This window comes from Botrimarina mediterranea, assembly GCF_007753265.1.
Lineage (GTDB): Bacteria > Planctomycetota > Planctomycetia > Pirellulales > Lacipirellulaceae > Botrimarina > Botrimarina mediterranea.
This window is the reverse complement of record NZ_CP036349.1, coordinates 1,707,157-1,724,420: the sequence shown is the minus strand read 5'-3', so window position 1 is coordinate 1,724,420 and position 17,264 is coordinate 1,707,157. Positions and strand designations below refer to the sequence as shown.

At 57.7% G+C, this 17,264-nt stretch carries 15 protein-coding genes; 4 read left to right on the top strand and 11 right to left on the bottom strand.

The window, feature by feature from the left end:
• Window positions 1–573: 573 nt before the first annotated feature.
• Window positions 574–2,688, bottom strand: coding sequence for a hypothetical protein (locus tag Spa11_RS06840; protein ID WP_145109804.1), 2,115 nt, complete (start codon window positions 2,686–2,688; stop codon window positions 574–576).
• 454 nt (window positions 2,689–3,142) lie between these two features.
• Here Spa11_RS06840 and Spa11_RS06835 point away from each other — a divergent pair, with 454 nt between their 5' ends.
• Window positions 3,143–3,328 carry a hypothetical protein gene (locus tag Spa11_RS06835; RefSeq protein WP_145109801.1) on the top strand — a complete coding sequence of 62 codons (186 nt, stop codon included), beginning with the start codon at window positions 3,143–3,145 and terminating at the stop codon, window positions 3,326–3,328.
• A 324-nt stretch (window positions 3,329–3,652) separates the two neighbouring features.
• On the opposite strand, the gene Spa11_RS06830 is transcribed toward Spa11_RS06835, so the two are convergent.
• Both Spa11_RS06830 and Spa11_RS06825 read right to left on the bottom strand, forming a co-directional pair.
• Entirely contained in the window at window positions 3,653–4,270 is a 618-nt protein-coding gene (locus Spa11_RS06830; protein ID WP_145109799.1) for a nuclear transport factor 2 family protein, read from the bottom strand.
• 88 nt (window positions 4,271–4,358) lie between these two features.
• Window positions 4,359–5,354 carry a DUF1559 domain-containing protein gene (locus Spa11_RS06825; RefSeq protein WP_197529796.1) on the bottom strand — a complete coding sequence of 332 codons (996 nt, stop codon included), beginning with the start codon at window positions 5,352–5,354 and terminating at the stop codon, window positions 4,359–4,361.
• A 214-nt stretch (window positions 5,355–5,568) separates the two neighbouring features.
• Between Spa11_RS06825 and Spa11_RS06820 the strand changes: the two genes are divergently transcribed.
• Both Spa11_RS06820 and Spa11_RS06815 read left to right on the top strand, forming a co-directional pair.
• The gene (locus Spa11_RS06820) at window positions 5,569–6,273 is read left to right on the top strand and encodes a hypothetical protein (RefSeq protein WP_145109793.1); all 705 of its coding nucleotides are present in this window, start codon (window positions 5,569–5,571) and stop codon (window positions 6,271–6,273) included.
• A gap of 1,151 nt (window positions 6,274–7,424) precedes the next feature.
• Window positions 7,425–8,243: an ArdC-like ssDNA-binding domain-containing protein gene (locus Spa11_RS06815; protein WP_145109790.1), complete on the top strand. Its 819-nt coding sequence runs from the start codon at window positions 7,425–7,427 to the stop codon at window positions 8,241–8,243.
• Window positions 8,244–8,349: 106 nt separating this feature from the next.
• Here Spa11_RS06815 and Spa11_RS06810 read toward each other — a convergent pair whose 3' ends face one another.
• Window positions 8,350–8,562, bottom strand: a complete 213-nt coding sequence (locus Spa11_RS06810; protein ID WP_261342293.1) for a helix-turn-helix domain-containing protein — start codon at window positions 8,560–8,562, stop codon at window positions 8,350–8,352.
• 429 nt (window positions 8,563–8,991) lie between these two features.
• Window positions 8,992–9,339: a hypothetical protein gene (locus tag Spa11_RS06805; RefSeq protein WP_145109784.1), complete on the bottom strand. Its 348-nt coding sequence runs from the start codon at window positions 9,337–9,339 to the stop codon at window positions 8,992–8,994.
• A 689-nt stretch (window positions 9,340–10,028) separates the two neighbouring features.
• On the opposite strand from Spa11_RS06805, the gene Spa11_RS06800 reads away from it, so the two are divergent.
• On the top strand, window positions 10,029–10,373 hold the full coding sequence (locus Spa11_RS06800; RefSeq protein WP_145109782.1) for a methyltransferase: 345 nt from the start codon (window positions 10,029–10,031) through the stop codon (window positions 10,371–10,373).
• Between the two features lie 256 nt (window positions 10,374–10,629).
• Here the strand turns inward: Spa11_RS06800 and Spa11_RS06795 are convergent, their stop codons facing one another.
• The 6 genes from Spa11_RS06795 to Spa11_RS23210 form a co-directional block, all read right to left on the bottom strand.
• Window positions 10,630–11,706: a hypothetical protein gene (locus Spa11_RS06795; protein ID WP_145109779.1), complete on the bottom strand. Its 1,077-nt coding sequence runs from the start codon at window positions 11,704–11,706 to the stop codon at window positions 10,630–10,632.
• Between the two features lie 228 nt (window positions 11,707–11,934).
• Window positions 11,935–12,189 carry a ParB N-terminal domain-containing protein gene (locus Spa11_RS06790; RefSeq protein ID WP_145109776.1) on the bottom strand — a complete coding sequence of 85 codons (255 nt, stop codon included), beginning with the start codon at window positions 12,187–12,189 and terminating at the stop codon, window positions 11,935–11,937.
• A gap of 13 nt (window positions 12,190–12,202) precedes the next feature.
• On the bottom strand, window positions 12,203–13,828 hold the full coding sequence (locus Spa11_RS06785; protein WP_145109773.1) for a type IV secretory system conjugative DNA transfer family protein: 1,626 nt from the start codon (window positions 13,826–13,828) through the stop codon (window positions 12,203–12,205).
• Window positions 13,828–16,308: a MobF family relaxase gene (gene mobF / locus Spa11_RS06780; protein WP_145109770.1), complete on the bottom strand. Its 2,481-nt coding sequence runs from the start codon at window positions 16,306–16,308 to the stop codon at window positions 13,828–13,830. Before mobF ends, Spa11_RS06785 begins: the two co-directional genes overlap by 1 nt.
• 3 nt (window positions 16,309–16,311) lie before the next feature.
• Window positions 16,312–16,569 (bottom strand): hypothetical protein, encoded by a 258-nt coding sequence (locus Spa11_RS06775; RefSeq protein ID WP_145109767.1) that lies wholly within the window; start codon window positions 16,567–16,569, stop codon window positions 16,312–16,314.
• 3 nt (window positions 16,570–16,572) lie between these two features.
• Window positions 16,573–16,842, bottom strand: coding sequence for a hypothetical protein (locus Spa11_RS23210; protein WP_231933176.1), 270 nt, complete (start codon window positions 16,840–16,842; stop codon window positions 16,573–16,575).
• Between the last annotated feature and the right edge of the window lie 422 nt (window positions 16,843–17,264).

The window sequence follows — 17,264 nt, the reverse complement described above, 5'->3', positions numbered from 1 at the left end:
AAGAAGCCAAAGTCCATGCTTCCACGCTCAATTCGGTAGGGTGGTCTCTCGCTGTTCTCCCAGTTCTTCCAAGCAACCAAGGCGAAGAAGTTCTTAGCCCTGGTCGCAACAACGCAGTCGCTAGCGTAAAGCTAATGCCACAATCCCCCTGCTGCTGCAAAGCCTATTTCCTAACTCCTCGATGTATGTTACGCGTAGAACATGACTCGTGGAATGCTAGTACACCTTATTCTCTTTACACTCACCTGCACGAAGTTGTTAGCCGAAGCATCGCCAGAGCCATCGAGCAAGCTCACGCTTTCTATGCAGTGCGCAATCGGGTTCTCAATGGACTTAGTGCCTATTTCCATTCCCGAGCAGAAAGACTGTGACCGCAAACGTATGCTTCTTTTTGCGGCCTCGCTGGGAAAATGCAACGGGCACGCTCCTTTCCCAGTAACAGGATATTACGAGCATCGTCCTCACGCACCGCTTATTGCTAATTGGCTCATCACTACGACCCTCGACAGAGACAAGGACGAGTGCGTCACTTGCAACGACCTAGCTGTGTGGCGGCGAGAAGCTACAGAGCTGTTAGCGCGCGGCCATCGCGTCACCGGCAACCAGGCGTTCGCTATGAACAAATGTGTGGTTCCGGAATCCGAACATGCCAACAAAGAATAGTAGGGCTATTAGGCTCGCTGCTGTTGGTTCAGGCACTGCGACACCGACATCAGAAAGGTTTCGGAGCAGCAGCTGGTACCCTCGGCCAGCGGTACCGCCAGCTGGGTTGCTTGAGTCAAACTGGCTTAGTACGCCCGTGAGGCTGATCTCTCCGATGGGAATACGAGTGCCTACAAGGTCTATGTCTGCCGTACTTATCCTGACAGTCGCCTCAGCGATGCCGTCGGTGACCACGTAGTTCGTCCCTGCGGCAAACACACCTTCTTCTAAGAACCTAACGCTTCCGAGTTGAACGACAGTGCTTTCGAGCCTCTCTGCTTGCTCGCTGTAGTCTTGTAGATCACTAGCGCCGACCATTCTTGCGGACACTCCGCCCGACTCACCCGTCGGCAGAAGCGACGTTCCGAAACCAGAGCCCCCCCCGTCGACAATCTCTGCTAGCCCATTGAACTTTGCTTTCTGAAAGCCAACGGGGATTACATAGTCGCCGACTTCGATTCCCACTAGAAGGCCATCGATAAAGCTGTTGCTACCAAAGACGGTGATGCCGCCTGTCTCGTCTTGCAGCTGGAATGACTTTTCCGTGGGGCTCGCTATAGTGTCGACCAACGAAACCACCTGCACCTTTCCGGTCCCTATTCCAGGCACGACGTCTCCGTCTTGCATAGCACTGACATCGCTTAGAGTGGGTGCGTCGACTACTGCACCCGCTTGCCCGTCCGAAGAAGCAAGTCCCGAGATCCTGAGCGGTGAATTGTAGCTCGCAAGCACGTCAAAACTCACAGTCAATTCTTCGGGCACCCATGCGTACTTTCCCAACGACGGAATCGCCACAAAGTCTTGCGACGCAACTGGGTTGCCTTCGACGTTCTCGATAGTGATGTAGTAGAAGTTCGCTTGTGCGACCCCGATGGTCGTTTGCTCGCCTAGCGTAGGGTCGTCTACCGTCCTTGTTGCTACCCCGGCAAAGCTTCCGGGCGTGACAAAGCTGCACGCCCCTACTTCAGGGCATGGGAAGACAAGATTGTCGAACTGAACGCTTCCCAGCGAAAAAGGCCCGACTATCTCTGTGGCGGCTTCCGAGAAGCTTAGCTCACTTCCCCTAATCGCGAACACACCGCCGGTGAGCGAGGCGGGTTCCACAGACGTTCTCCATTCGGAGCCGAGCATACCGCTCGCAAGAACGTAGTCAATGCTCTCAACGAGAGTCCCCAACTCCGCCTGTCTGGTGCTGATCAAAGGCGTCAGCGCGTCCACTCGCCCACGTGTTGTCGCGAGTTGACCGGCCCGAAGCCCCGCGAGGTCGCCAGAGGTCGCAACCAAGTTTACGACGGTGTCTTGCACAGCATACGCGCCGGGCAGTGTGGCGATGTAGCCAGCAACGTCGTAAGAGATATTACTTCCGGCCATCAGTCGGTCAGCAAATAGCGACAACTTGCTTTGTACTTCCGTCACATTAGCCGCCGACATTCCTAGCTCTTCGAGCCGGGTGACGGCGTCCGCCCTGACGGTCTCCATTTGACTCCGGGCCGCAAGGCTCGTTGCTCCCGCCAGATACCACTCGCTGTCTGGTTCTGGAATTGAGTCTGACAGCCCTGCCTCCAATGCGATTATCTGCGTGTCGAAAGATGAGAGGCCCGTTTCTATTCCCGTTAGGTTCAACAACCCGAACGGCGAAGTCGAGCTGCCAACTTGGTCGGACGCCGTGAAAGTCAACCATGGCATAATCGCATCCGTAAATCTATCGACAGTAACTGTGCTCTCGATAGCCTGCCCCAACAATCCATCCGTGACCGGGGCGAGTGTGTTGTTCCAGTCGATTGTCGCCTGGATACCTAAGCCCGTCAGGTCCAGCTCAGCAAGAACCGGCAACGCTCTCAAACCGATATTTCCAAGCTCGGCATAATCGGCGAGCCCAAGATCAAGCGTTGACTGCGCGCATGCGCTCGACCCAACTATTGAGCAGAGGGCAATAACACCCTTTGCTAGCAAGTCCCTAGAAGAGGAAAGCGCTGCGGTATTCATGGAGACGGTTCCTAGGTGGTTGGTGGTGCATGGGGAAAGGAGTGATTATGCCTGACGAGACCGCGCAAGCAATGAACGCACCATGAACGCAATAGAGCAGCCTGACACTCCATTCTTCTCGAACGGACGGAACGAACGATGACGCAGGCCGCAGGCAAGCCAACGAGGCTCGCCTACCGGGTGACGAACTAGCTTAATGACAACGATTCGCTGGTCGACCGAGACGCTGCCGACGATCAGCGAGCTGTTCCACTTGCCCTACAGCCAGAGAAAAGTGTTCGGGCGAGCGCTCCAAGCTGATGCAAGCCGACGTAGCGATCCCGGACTATGACTCCAATGGTCTTGCTGCTTTCGACTTCATGTTTGATGGCCTTTCTGACTCGACTCCCCTTGGTGTTGGTGACCCCCCCAGTTCTTGCGAGGGGGGGTCACCAACACCAAGGGGAGTCTTACGATGTCAATGTCAGCAAACGATGCATTGAGTCAAACAACCAATAGCCCCGAAGGCAGCGCCTCAGACCAATCCGATCACTCGGCCATCGAACACGAACAGCAGCAAGCTAAGCTCTACGCCGCCTACGTCGAGCAGCAACGCCGGATGCAATGTCCCGGCTGCGGCGAAGATTCCCAAATCTACTGATGCGACCGTGTAAGGCTTATGTTCGATCGGTCTGGCTCAAAGCCTCTTCGATTTGTCAACGACGCAAGAGAGCTGCAGTGGACACAAGACACCTTTGTTCCGGTAGCAGCCACGTGACGGATTCCATCGGATCTGACCTCTCCTCGCTTAGAACGATCTCGCAGCTGATAGCTCGATTGAGTTGGTCAAGCCTGTCACCGGATTAAAAAATGATCTGTTAGGGCAAGTTCGCGCTGTCTGGTCTTGCCTTGGATTTGCGACCAATCTGGAGCGATACGTGCAACACGCTCTCAAGCTGACCCGCCGTAGAGCATTTTTTACCTCTCAACCAAGCCCCCGCATCTTGCGGAGCTTTTCGTACCCGGCGGTCGGGTCGAAATGGTCTTCGAACCGTCTGAGCTTTCCCGCCTCGAACTCCATCACAAATGCGATGGGAGTGACATTGGGCGGCGCCGGGTCCCCCTTGGCGGAGGCGTACTCGCTCGTGAGAACGACGACCTCGTTGCCCTCGGCGATGATCCGCATCGAGTCGACGATTCGCTGCTTGTCGAGCCGCTCCATCATCCCAAAGAACTTGCCCCAGAAGCGGTCGAACCCGTCCTTGGTGTGGTGCTCGCCGCAGAAAGTAAAAACGTCTTGAGGGCCTGGTGCGACGACAACGATGTCGTCGGCCAGCAAGTGATGCAGATGCTTGGTGCACTGCCGCTCGTGGCGCGCGTACCCCTCGACAATCGCCCGGGCCAGCTGCTTAGGTGATGAGACGAGCTCGTCGGGGAAGACGTGGATTTCGGGCGTCGTGAGGGCGGCGGCAATCGCCTCGATCGAGTCGGGGTGCAGGCAGCCTCCCGCCTCGGCCTTGGCGATGAGCCGGGGGGTCTTGTTGACGAGGTCCGCCAAGTCCTCTTGAGTCCAACCGAGGCGGTGGCGGTGGTAGCGGAACATCTCCCCGTTACAGGGGATCGATCGGCCCTGCGGTCTCTCTCTCCAAGTCAAAATCGTGTCCCCCGAATTACGTGTCGATTCACAAGCGCTAGGTCTCCCCGCCTTGCATCGTCGAGGCGGCTCGGTAAGCGTCGATGTCGGTGTCCGTTGCGACTAGGCGAGCCGAGCCGTCGAGCCATAAGAAGTGGACCCCCGCCGGATGGCTGCTCCGAAAATTGCTCGTGCTGTGTGGACCGCCGTCTTGGCTCGAGCGGCAATCCCCCAAACCAGCAAGGCTGATCGAAGTGTCGGTGACGGGCGTCTTGCCGAGCGGCTCGGCGGTCGAGCCGTAGGCGCTCCCGACCATAAACCCTTGCGTCACGAGAACATCATAACCGGGCTCGCCGCTCATCCAGACCTGCACGGCGACCTGGTCCGCCGAAGCGGCCTCGGTGCAACCGGCGCCGTGGCAGAGCGGCAGCGAGGTCGCGGCCTCCCCCATCGCGAAGGTGTGACTCGCGCCGTCGGTGACGTCTCGGAAGCGAGTGGAGCGGTTGAGCTCGAAGGGCCCTCGTAGCTCAGGGCGGACCGCTCCGGACAGGCACCACGCGTCGCTCGCCCCTTTGTTGTAGACGAAGTGGTTGACGGCGTAGGCGTCGCCGCTCGGGAAGTTGAGCCCCCCTGGGCCGAGGAGCGGGAAGAGGTGCACCGTCTCCCCCGGTGACGACGGGCAGAGAAACAGCGGCACCGATGTCCGGGCCACCGCGGGGGTCTGGTTGTGCCAGGTCCTTGTCGTGTCGTAGAGGTCACGGAGCGACTGCTCTTCGAGGTACGGCATTAGCAGGACATGGTTGCTCGGACCAAAGTCGAGACCCGCAGCCGAGGGGGTCGCCGTCGGCGCCTCCGGGAGCGCTCGGGTCGCGTCGTGGCACGAAACCAGGGCGATCCCAAACTGGCGAAGGCGGTTCACGCACTGCGTACGCCGGGCCGACTCCCTGGCGGCCTGAACGGCCGGAAGCAAGAGAGCGACGAGCATCCCGATGATGGCGATGACGACCAGCAGCTCAACGAGCGTGAAGCCGTGCCGATTCGAGGGCGTTTCCAACGGAGTCGATCTTGTTAGGGCAAGGCGTCCCGTTCGCTGACAGGTCGGCATCTTACCCAACCAGAACGCAGATTGCACGCTGGATCTTCACGCTCGTGCGTTCAGGTTGCGTTCGTGGACCTCACTACGGCCTGTACCTAGATTGCCAAGCCTGTGTGTTGCCAGAGTTTGCGACTCCGTGCCTCGTCCCGCCTACAACTGGAGTGACCTACTGATGCGACTGACTCATATCGCCACGGCCATCATCATGTGCTGCGCCCTAGAATACTCGTCTGCTGGTACCGTGACGCTGTCCGATGGAACGTTCAACGACACTGCGTGGGATGTGGTCACCAACCCGGCGGTCTACGGCTATTCGACGGCGACACAGTTCCCCTTGGGCGGCAGCCCGGGAATGTTTCGGGAGATTCGCACCGTATCGACCGCTACAAATGGCTTCCAGGTCTACGACGTAACTGGTTGGCATTTCAACACAGCGCAGGTCTACGACCCCGCAGACGGAGAGATTCTTTCTCTCGACTATTCTGAGGACGCCCTCTTCATACAGGGTACTCAACGCTTGTACGGGCGTATTGCGATTAGGCAAGACGGTTTCCTGTACCGCTCTAAGGCTGAGTACTTAAGCGGTTTTTCAGACAGTCAATGGCGGCACTTCGAACTCACCGGACTAACAGCTTCGGACTTCGAGGTCTTTTTCAACGGCATTTTCTTGCCGACTGGCAACCCTGACTTCAGCGAGACAGGAAGCCCGATAGAGTTCGGCGTCTATCGAGAGCTATTTGATGGATCAAACGCTCGCGATATTCGGATGGGTCTCGATAACTGGCAAGTAGTCCTTACGACGACCGGTATTCCAGAACCAACGTCAGTCGTCTTGGCGGCTACTGGCGCACTATTGGCACTTCGACGGCGCTCATAGTGCTACGTACGGCTTTAGCAAGGAAGCGGAGAATCGCACTCAAGCCTCTGGAAGCTGCGGCGGCCCCCATGAAGCCAGCAGCTACGCCCCTTCGCACGCACATTATGTCACATCGGCGATCGGTCTCCTCGGCAATCGGCTCTGGAATCTCACTGCTCGTTCGCTTTTCACTAGGGCTGTTTGCGACAGCAATCACCGCGACCAGCCCTGCCGAAACGGTTGAGTGGCGTGGTCACCAAAGCGGTCCGTTTTCCGTGCCGGTCGATCGCAGCATCGTGCGACCCTTCGTAATCAACACGAAGCACCGCTTTATATTAAACCTCATATGTGGCGTTCGTCGTTAGTGTTCCATCACTGCAACGTGCTGAGAGCAAGTGATCGGCCGAGGGAGAGCGATTTTTCGATCCCAAAGTGAGAGGCGTTACAGTTGGGCACGCTAGGCGTGATGATTCGCTTGATGGGCCTGTGCGTCCTATCGGCAGCAATCTGCTATGAGTCATTATGACCTGAATCGTGGTAGGATCGCGCCTTTGAGGGTCTCCCCAACTCCACGCTCCACGGCTGCGGCCTTTTACCGCAAGTCGTTCTAGCTTGCCGCTTTGCAGAATTCCCTCTGCGAGCCGCACCTCATCGACCCAGAGCCACGTCCGCCTCGTGGACGAGTTCCCTTGGAGGTCGATGTCTTCCGCGAGGAGCCTAAAGACAAGTTCGTTGAGTACGTTGAAGGACTAGACATCGTTGCATTACAGGTGCCGCCACAACCGAATTTGAAGGTGGTACGACAACACCAAAGAAGGCCGCTTCTGCACTGCCAATGAAGGGCATCCATGAGGGGAGTGCGGCGGCTATTCCTCGGTGAGCAGGCTCACTCCGCCGCAAGTTGAGTAGCTCGGTGGACGTGATAATCTGAAGGTCTCGGAGCGCTCTCTCGTTCCCGCTCTTTCTCGCCTTCTTCTTCTGGGTAGACGGACTCGCAAACCGCGGTCTCAGGGACTGATTGCCTAGCAACCGGCCCCCGAGGCAGGCGGCGTGCAGCATCGCCAAGAAGGTTTTTCTACCCCGTTTCTTTGGCTCGTTCCCCATCTCTCGGGGCGAGCGTTTCCACGGCCAACAGCGATTCTCGCTGCGTTGGCCCAGCCATGGAGATTCGCATGAAGAAGGAAGAGGCGAAGTCGCTCTGCGACTCGGCGTTATCCGAACTCGCGGCCGCCCTCGCGGCGGGCAAGAGCGAGGAACTCACCAGGTACCTCAACACCATGAGCCGCTTCCACCACTACTCGTTCGGCAACTGCCTGCTCATCGCCCGGCAGAGGCCGACCGCGACGCGGGTGGCCGGGTTCCAGGCGTGGAAGAAGCTCGGACGCTCCGTCAAAAAGGGCGAGAAGGGCATCTGCATCCTCGCCCCAATGGTCGGCAAGAAAGAGGACGAAGAAGGCAACGAGACCAAGGGGGTCCTTGGTTACCGGGCCGTTCACGTCTTCGACCTGGCCCAGACCGAAGGGGACGAGCTCCCCGACATCAACCGCCTCAGCGGGGAGCCGGGAGACCACCTCGAAAGACTCGTTCAATACGTGTCGTCGCTCGGCATCGAGCTGGGCTACGAAGAGCACCTCGACGGGGCCGACGGGGTCTCGATGGGGGGCCGCATCTACTTGCTCAGCGGGCTCAACCAGGCCGAGGCGTACAACACCCTCGCCCACGAGCTGGCCCACGAGCTGATGCATAAGGCCGAGGACCGCAAGACGCTCTCAAAGACCGTTAAGGAACTCGAAGCCGAATCGGTGGCCTACGTCGTCTCGCACGCTGCGGGGCTCTCAGGGGCCCTCAAGCAGTCGAAAGACTACATCCAGTGCCACCAGGGAGACCCCGAGCAGCTCACCGCTTCGCTCGGACGCATCCAGCAGGCGGCCTCGCAGATTCTCACCGGCATCGAAGCCCAGCAGCTCGAACCGGAACCGCTTTCCGCTTGATTCAACCCACGGAGGTTCTTACGAAGGCATTGGCCCGCTGCACGCCGCCCTTGCCTCTTTTGTGTTGCAGCAGTGGCGTACGCTGTCGCCACGCCAGGTCGAGAGCCTAAGCCACCTCGGTCCCGTGCAACTTCTTGCGACTCTTCGCCATCGGCTTCGCATCGAGTTCGACGTTCACGCCCAAGCGGTAGAGGTACTTCGTCAGCTTATCGACGGTCATCTTCGAGACCTTGCCTGTCAGTAGGTCGCTCACCTGCGGCTGCTGGATGTCGAGCACCTGGCCGAGCTTCTTCGGCGTCAGCTTCCGCTTTGCGGCGATTTTGAAGTCGGTTTTCAGTTGCAGGATAGCCGCCTCTTCGAGCGGAAACCCATATCCTCAAACACTTTCCCGTAGCTCTCAGTCGGCTTTTCTATACTTGGCATCTCTCTTCTCCTCCAGTCGCCTCAGCCATTGAACGGCTGACCCGACGAGGCAAACGCTCGGCAACAGTGCTATCCATCTGGAGCGTCTCAGCCTAGGCAGTCTGTAACAATGGGCGATTCTACTCACTCTTGTCGCCGTGCCGTAGCAACTCTCTGTTCCAGGAAAGTTGAGTAGCTCGGTGGACGTGATAATCTGACAGTCTCGGAACCAATCGTTCGATGGCCGATGGAAGAGCAAGCAAAGGCATTCGGCGTCGGATGCGTCAGCAAACTTGCCGCGAGAAGCAGGCGGTACTCTTCTAGTGCAACGCGGACTCCCAAGCGGTCAATCGAGCTTTTTTAGCGCTGCTAGAAGCATCGTCGCCTGATCAACACCGCCGACCTTTTCAGCGAACTGCTTAGCGTCGAGCAGCAATGAAAGGCTGACCTTCGTCTCGGAACCAGACGCCGCTGGAGCACGCTTCTTGGCCTTCTTCTTTCCGGCCTTAGCACGTGCCTGAAACAGCACCGTTGATATCTGTTGTGGCGAGATCTCAACGCCGTGCTTTTTCTTGATCCCCTCAGCGATCGCCTTAGGCTTCTCCTTAGGGTTCGCCGCAGCGTGCTCGCGAACCAGTTCGCTCTTGTTCACCGCCTTAGCGGCTGACTTCTCCGTGACCTTCTTTTTAGCCATCGCTGCTTCTCCTAGAAGTCGTCTTTGGTGTACTTGGCACGTGAGTAGCCTTCAGAGCGAACATGGCTGCTCGGTAAGGCTCGGATGGGCAGGCAGTCTAGCTTCTCGGCAAGACAGATTCGAGAGCTTCTGTGTGCTTTTCTAGGCGTTTCTTACTACCCCAAATGAGGCCTCAAGCAATCAACAAAGGATAGGGGCAGCCTGCCGGAGAAAGGGGATCGCCCACTGCCCGTCCTTCATCGCTCACCACCGGCCCCGCTGAAGGTGAGGCCGATGGCGATCGACGAAGGACGGGAAGAAAGTGAGGTGGTCTGTGAGTGAGAGTTTACTTATTAAGCTTGCCACCCTCCTAAGCAACATCGACCTCGCACCGCTCCATAACACGGGGCATGAACGCGGTACAGAAACAGTTCGACTTCGACGCCGCCATCACAGAAACTCCCGAAACCTTCAAACGCTCTTCGTAGCCGACCAGGCGGTAGTCACAGAGACCAAAGATATCCTTGCGCTACCAACGCCTTCAGCGAGCGAACATCCACACGCTACCAGAGCTTCTAGCAGCCCTCAGAGAGTTCTTGCCGTACCGAGCAAGGCAACAGTAGGACTCTCCGGTAAAGGCAGCCGAGCGAGATCTCATCGGCAAGAAGCTTCCTGGCTTCTTTCCTACTCCGCTTTCAGTCATCGACCAGATGCTGGACCTTGCAGACATCCAAGCAGACCACCAGGTGCTCGAGCCGTCGTGCGGCATGGGCTCGATTGTTGACTCTCTCTACGAGCAGCTCCCCGAACTCGATGTCACCGCCATCGAGATGAACCGGACGCTAAAGCCGGTGCTAGACGCCAAGGGCTACGCCGTCTACTTCGGTGACTTCTTGGAGCACCAAGGGGAGTACGACCGGATCGTGATGAACCCGCCCTTTGAGCGTGGCGAGAACTCCGACATCGACCACATGCGGCACGCCTATACGCTACTCAAGCCTGGCGGCAAACTCGTTTCGGTAATGGGCGAAGGTGCGTTCAGTAGAAGTGATTAGAAGTCCGAAGCGTTTCGTGCCTGGCTCGATGAAGTTGGAGCTGAAACCCACGCACTTCCCGAGGGGGCGTTTGAAACCGCCGAGGCCTTCCGGCAAACCGGTGTGAGAACTCGGTTGGTTTCTATCGAGAGGGGCGACCGGTGATGAGTTGTGAGCCCAAGATGCCCGAGAAGTACCGTCTCTGGAAAGAAATCCGCACAAGGCTCAGGCTATCGGACGAGCTCGTCTGCATGGCAATCAGCCCACCGCATAGCAACTACTGCCTTCCCGTGCCGCCGCAGTAGGGACAGAGCGCTTGGTCGTAGAAGCGACGACCCATGAAGCAGTGGGGGCAAGTTTTAGGTTCATAGCTCGGAGGAGTGACGGCTGCTGGCTGCTGCTGTCCATCGCTGAGCAAAGCCTCGATGGCCGGGGCGGCAATTGCCGCGGCGACGATCGCTCCAAAGTAAACGACGACGGGATCGATGTCACTACGCTCACCTCGATTGGGGTTGCGATACCCGACGATGTCGCGTGTCACCGGATTGACTTGGCCGGGATGCAGTCGACGAAGTCGGGCCAAACGATGCGGATCGGGAAAACGGCGTTCAAGCTGATCGTAGGCCGCCTTGCCATCGGTAACCGTGTTGCCGAAGAACGAGAGGGCAGCGGCGTTGCTCTCGGCGAACCAGATTTGCCCCTCGGTGGCGAGTGATGATTGTCCTTGATTGGCGGCAGCGTATTTCAGGAGGTCGTCCGCACCAGCGATACTCCCGTAGTCGCTTCGCGACTGTTTGGACAGCGGCACAAGAAGAAGATTCTTGAATGGCACCTTGTTGGAGGAAAGCAGCCGGAACAAGTAATGGCTCTGCTTGTCACCCTCCCAGGTATAAGCATCGGCGAAAAACGACTCCCCTACTTTGTGGACGCTGCACCGCCAACCGTAGGGTATCTTGATCGGCGATGGGAAGTTCTTATTGCCATGCGTCACCAAAAGATCGAAACCTTCAACGTCGGAGCGGTCAAAGACCGCAATCCTCATCAGATTCTCTTTGAAGGAATCCAGTCGGAACGATATGTGCCCGACAACCCGGTTCTCAAAGCACGGGATATAGAAGCCTTTGAGGTTCTCCGCTGAGACGGACGTCGTGGCAGGAAGTCCGAACGGAAGGGGGTCGTAAGCAGGGAGACGCTGAGCTGCCGCTGGCTCACCCGCGGACTCGTGCGGAACGCCCAGACAGAGGACGGCAGCCGCCGCCAAGCTACAGAAGTGTGTGCACCATCCGCAGTGAATTGAAGCAGTCATGTCTGCCGGCTTTCGTTGAAAGGCAAAAAGAAAAATGCCGACCACCATAGGCCCTCCGTTGGCTACCTTCACTAGGGCGGGCTGGTTCCGGTCTCCACACTAAGCCGCTGGCAGTAGCCCAGCTTAGTCCTGCACAAAACAACCAACAATGGGGAAAACCGGCCTTGTCGAATGACCGCGAGAAACGCCGCGTAGATCGGGTTGGGACGTAGTCCCCCCTCTTCTGGATCGGAGCGGCACAACCTAGGGATCAGGGAGACTGGCGGAGCGAAATCCTCAGTTGGCCAGAACGTAGGGCAGACTTTCGATGCCCAACCGTCGAGCCACCCGCACCCGCTTGTCACCATCGATGACGCGTAGCTCCGCTAGCCCGCTGATGGGCTCGACCACGAGTGGTTCTGTGACCCCCTTCTCTTCAATGTCTATGTAAAGGGACAGGAGATTCCCGACATCTTCAGCCGAGACTTCTCTTTCCTTGTCACCACGTAGCACCAAGCGGCTCGTTGCAACATACATTACGTTCTGCCTCATCCCATTCTCCTTCTCACAATCCTACCGCCTTGGGCAGTGTCACCTCTTCAAGCCCATCCGGCGTCCGGAGCCTCAGCTTAAGCTTCTTGGACGTCGGCACAGGCTCTTGCACGCCTTCTTGGACCGCTCGCTCGATACCGAGTCGCTTGTAGTCCTTGGGGTTCCACCCTCGCAGCCACTGGTCGGCGTTCGGTCTCACCACGACCGCGTCGCGTTGTTCTTGCTCGGTCGTCACAACGACTTGCTGAATGCACTCGGGTGCGATCCGCACAAGCTCGGCGCCCCGTTCGGTTGAGATGAAGAGACCCTGCAGACCGTTTTCCGGGTTGGTCTGTGGGAAGCCATAGAACTCTGACGGAAGCATTGTGTCCTTAGTAACTCGTTGCTCGCTCCGGGTCTCGGCTCCCAGAAGCCTTGTTGAGTCCGAGTGATGAACCTCAATGGTCTCATACTGCCCAACGAGCTTTGACGCGAACTGTCCCCCTTCTCCACTCATCCTAAGAAGGGCGATGTTCGAGCACTGGGCAACTATTTCGTCGGCGTTCTCTTTTCCAGCGGCAAGTCGGAATCCCTCAATGTCTTGAAACGCCAACACGAGACAACATCCTCTCGACCTTCCCTTCACGGCAAGTCGCGGCAGCATCCCGCTATTGAGTATGCCGCCAGCAAGCCGCACTTCGTCTAGCCATAGCCACGTGCGTCTCGTGTCCGACTGTCCTTGCTTGTCGATCTCTTCGGCCACCACCGCGAACATCACGGCGTTCAACGCATCGAGTGTTGCGGTGGCCGTCTCGTTGTCTCCGAATAACAATATCGAGTTGCTAGAACACCATTCGGCCAAGCTTATCTTGTGTTCGCACCTTTGCCACATGGCGGCTACTGGTGAGAAGTAGCGCATCTTGCTAGCCACCGTGCTTGCCACGGCGTAACCGGTTCGGTCGTCACCTAGAAGACTCTCGATGACCGCCTTGCCGTGCTCGTCTCGGCCGAGCACTTGCTCCATCCGAGTCCGCGTGCTTGTAGCGTTCACCAAGTCCGACAGCGTCCAGGCGCGCCCGGAGTGCTTGATAAAGCTCGTGATGATGCCGTCAAGAACGAGCCGTGCCGCGTCGGTGAAGTAGCCGTTTGCCCCGCCGTGCTCTTGCTTGATGAAAGCGGCTGCAAGGTTGAGCGACCTCGCAGGTGAAGTGATGTCTCTCGCGATATCCCAGGCGACTGCCTTACAAATCTCGTTGCTCCGCTTCTCAAACGGGTTAAGCGAGTAGACCTGTGCCGTTACTCCGATCCTTCGGAGATACGCGCACGTCTCGCCCTTGGCGTCGTAGATGAGGGCTCGGTGGTCACTGCCTACTTGGATCCGCAGGAGTGGCTCTCTCATGAACAGTCGCTGCACCTGGCTCTTACCAGAACCTGTCGTGCCGACTACTAGCGTGTGCTGGGTCGCTGCGCTCGCTGGAAGGAAGGCGTTGCCAAAGCGAAGTCCTGTCGCGGCGTCTCCAGAGACCTTCTTAGTCGCCCGCTTGCTACGGAGTTCGCGGCCGCGGGTGTAGCTCTTGATGCGGTGACTTCTAGCAAGCGGCCTAACTACAAGTACTCCCGCTCCCACGCCCAAGATGCCTAGCCCGACTAGCAACTCCATCACACCCTCCCTAATTCGTACTCTGTTGCCATCTCGTTTTGCCGTGACTGGCTCATCATCGCAGCAAGCCCTTCAACCGATTCCACGGCCGACACGTGTGAGTAGATAAAGGTCTTGTCTCGTGCTCGGCTTCCTGCCACGTAACTCGTATGTAGGTCGGTCATCACATCGCCCGCAAGAAAGAGCGTGTGCTCGACCGTTTCTCCTTGGCTGCGATGGATGCTCTTGGCGTAGTCGAGCGTAACGTGTGCGAAATCGTCGGTGTCGATCTCGATCTCAAACCCCGACTTCTCAAACTTGACCCAAAGCGTCTTACCCCTTACTCCGACGACTTCACCACGCTCTCCATTACGCACACCCAGCATCCGGTCGTTCCTGGTAATCGCAACTCGGTCACCGAGACAGAACTCCAAGCCGTCAAGCTCAAGCCGGTAATCTCCAAGCTCCCCTCGTTCTCTCATCACCGCTTGAAGTCTTCGGTTAAGGTCTCGCACGTCCTCGTTCATGCCGCAAAGAACGGCAATATCGCTAGCTGGCACCTTCTTCTTGAACACAATGTCTTCCCAGTCTTTGACGAGTTGGTCTCGTGCAAGCTCCGACTCTTCTGCAATGGTGACCTGGCCACGCTTAGCAAGCTCTGCCAACGCCTCCTGTGCTCTACCCGCACGAAGGTCTCTTACGACTTGCCTCGCGTACCCTTCTCGCTGCCTGATAATCTCAACAAGCTCAGCTGTTCCTATCTCTTCACTTACCTTTCTAAACGGGGCTCCCGAGTCGACAGGCTGGATCTGCAAGGGGTCTCCCACCATCACAACCTTGGCTCCGGCTTGATGGATGCGTTCCAAAAGGTCTGCCATCTGCCTGGTGCCAACCATACCCGCTTCGTCGAGAACGACGACCGTGCTCGCGGACAGCTCTCGGTTCTTTTCGTTCAGGTCGTAGAGCAGTTTGTGCAGGTGCGTTGACTGAATTCCGGATCCCTTCTCAAGCTCTTTGGCAGCGTCTGCTGCGAGGGCCGTACCTATGAGTTCGAAGCCTCCGCCTTCGAGCACTTCGCGGGCGACACCTAGCACGAAGGTCTTACCACTCCCGGCAACACCGGTGACGGAGACGCAGTCACCACCGACGCAGATGGCCCTTACGGCTTCCGCCTGGTCTATCCGGATGGTCTCGTAGCGAAGGATGACTCTCGCAACATCACCAAGCTCTACTGCGTGATTACTCTTCTTGCTGAGACTCGTTGCACGAGCCAGAGCCCCTTTCTCTAACCGCAGCATCTCTCTTGTCGTAAAGGTCGGTTGGCCCTCCTTGTCCTGCAGCCTCACCACTTCCTTGGTGCTGGCAAGCGTTTGGTCAACGGCTACTAGCACATCGTCGATTCCAAGCCCTGTTGTCTGTGCCTCAATCGCAGCTCGCTCCATCAGCTCGTTCCGCGTAAAACGTGCTCGGCTACTCATCAGCATGGCAAGCGATTGCTTGGCTAACTGCCCGGTCGTCTTGGTCGTGCCTCCGACATCGAACGGCGTCCCGATGAGTTCATCGGCCTCGCTCCGAGACCAGCCGAATTCTCGGCCGAGCCTTAGCCAAGCGTCGCTCAGCGTCTTCCACGGGAAGGTGCTCTTCTTCGCTCGCGTTCCGAGGTTTGCCCGCTCGCTTGCCTTAGCTCCAGAGAGACCGTGTTCATTGAGCCACCTCTCGATTGCAGCCCGACGCTTGCTCATCGCCGTCATCAGCGTTTCTGGAACACCCGTGACCTCAAACCACGAGACCTTCTCGTCTCGTCCCGGCTTTCTTGGCCGATGCGTCTCGATGCCAAGGTCGCTCCTTAAAAGTGCTGTGAGTTCCGCTCGAAACATCGCGCCAAGAGCTATCTTCTTCCTCCGCTCAAAGAGCGTTCGTGCGTCGAGCGCTCCGTGCGTTCCGTCTTCTCTAACGACTAAGTTTGCGAGCACGCAGTGGTAGTGAACGTTGCAGTCAGGCAGTTCGCCAGGGATACCGCGAGCCGTATCATGCTTGAACATAGCCCCGATAAGTTTCGCATCTTGGGCGATGACGCCATTCTTGCCGCGGCGGGTTCTGCCGCATTCGGCTTGGACCAAGTCGAGTGTTCGGTAGAGAGCCCGTTCGGCGATGTGGTCGAGTTCGGCACGACGTTCATCGGAAACTTGCGAGTAGAGAACGGAGAAGCTCTTGGGGACCGAAAACGTCAGATCAAATCCGGCTCGACGCTTTAGCTGCTCTCCATTTCGCTGCTGCACCAGAACCGTCCTGCCGTCCGGTGACTTCCCTTCCAGAAGGCTCTTGAAGGTCTCTCCGTCCACAGCACCACCGAGCCCTAGTTCTGCCGCCCCAGTTCCAAACCAGACGCCTTGGCGCTTCCCCTCTTCGTCGTAGTAGCTACCAACAATGCCCTCGTGCTCGTTCAAGTTGGCGTAGTAGGCCGTGGCGTCACCGCCTCCAATCTTACTTATCGAAAGCATCGACTAATCGTCCCCTCTCACCAACGCATCGGAGAAATCTCTCCGCAGCCTGATAAGCTCGTCCAACACGGTCTGCTGCGTGGACTTTAGATCGAGCATCTTGTGGTCGACAAACGCCACACTGGCAAGCCTTAAGAACGCACTAGGCTTGATGCCTGACTTCAAGCACTCCACAGCAATTTTCTCGGCCTGGCCATCGGTAAATCGAATGGTCACCTTCTTACACTGCTCTAGGAGCGGCTTCTGCGTCTTCTTTGCCATCGGTTAAGCCCCCCACTCCAGATCGAACTCGTCTAGGGCACTTGCGAGGGCTTGCTCAACGAACTGTCGCTTGGTTGCTTTCTCTCCCTTGGCTTCCATCTGCAGCAACGCGACTTTCAAGCGAAACGATATCTTCCGCGGGATATCGACCGAGAGTGTCACCGCGTCTTCTGACGGTGGCGGCGTTGGCAACAACTCGCTCGGGCTCACCGACTCTACGGACTTCGCCCTCGATACCTTCTTCCTTGTTGTTGCGGTTTTCTTCCGTACCATGCTTCGAAGATATAACGCCCTCCACCGCTAATCAAATCTTTCTACACTCACCCGCATATTGCTCGCCACCAACCCTGCAAACTCCGCCGACATCCCCAACGCTCGCCACCCAATAACCATAGAACCTTTATAACCCACAACCTTGGAACCAAGCTTGGATCCTTGGATCCTTGGAACCTTGGAAACCCAGAACCTTGGAACCAAGGTTAGTAGCTAAGCCTCGTGGCGGCTTCCAAATCTCAAGCAAAGAAGGGGACACACCCGTGCATCTCCGAAGCGACGATTGGGGCCTGACTCGTTGCCTGCGATACCGCCGACACGCGATGCGTAGAGCCTTTGGTTCTGCAGCCGTCGCCGTCACTTACACTTGTCGCTCGCGTACTCCAGCGCTCCGCTCTACGCGTCGTATCGTTGCTGCCAGC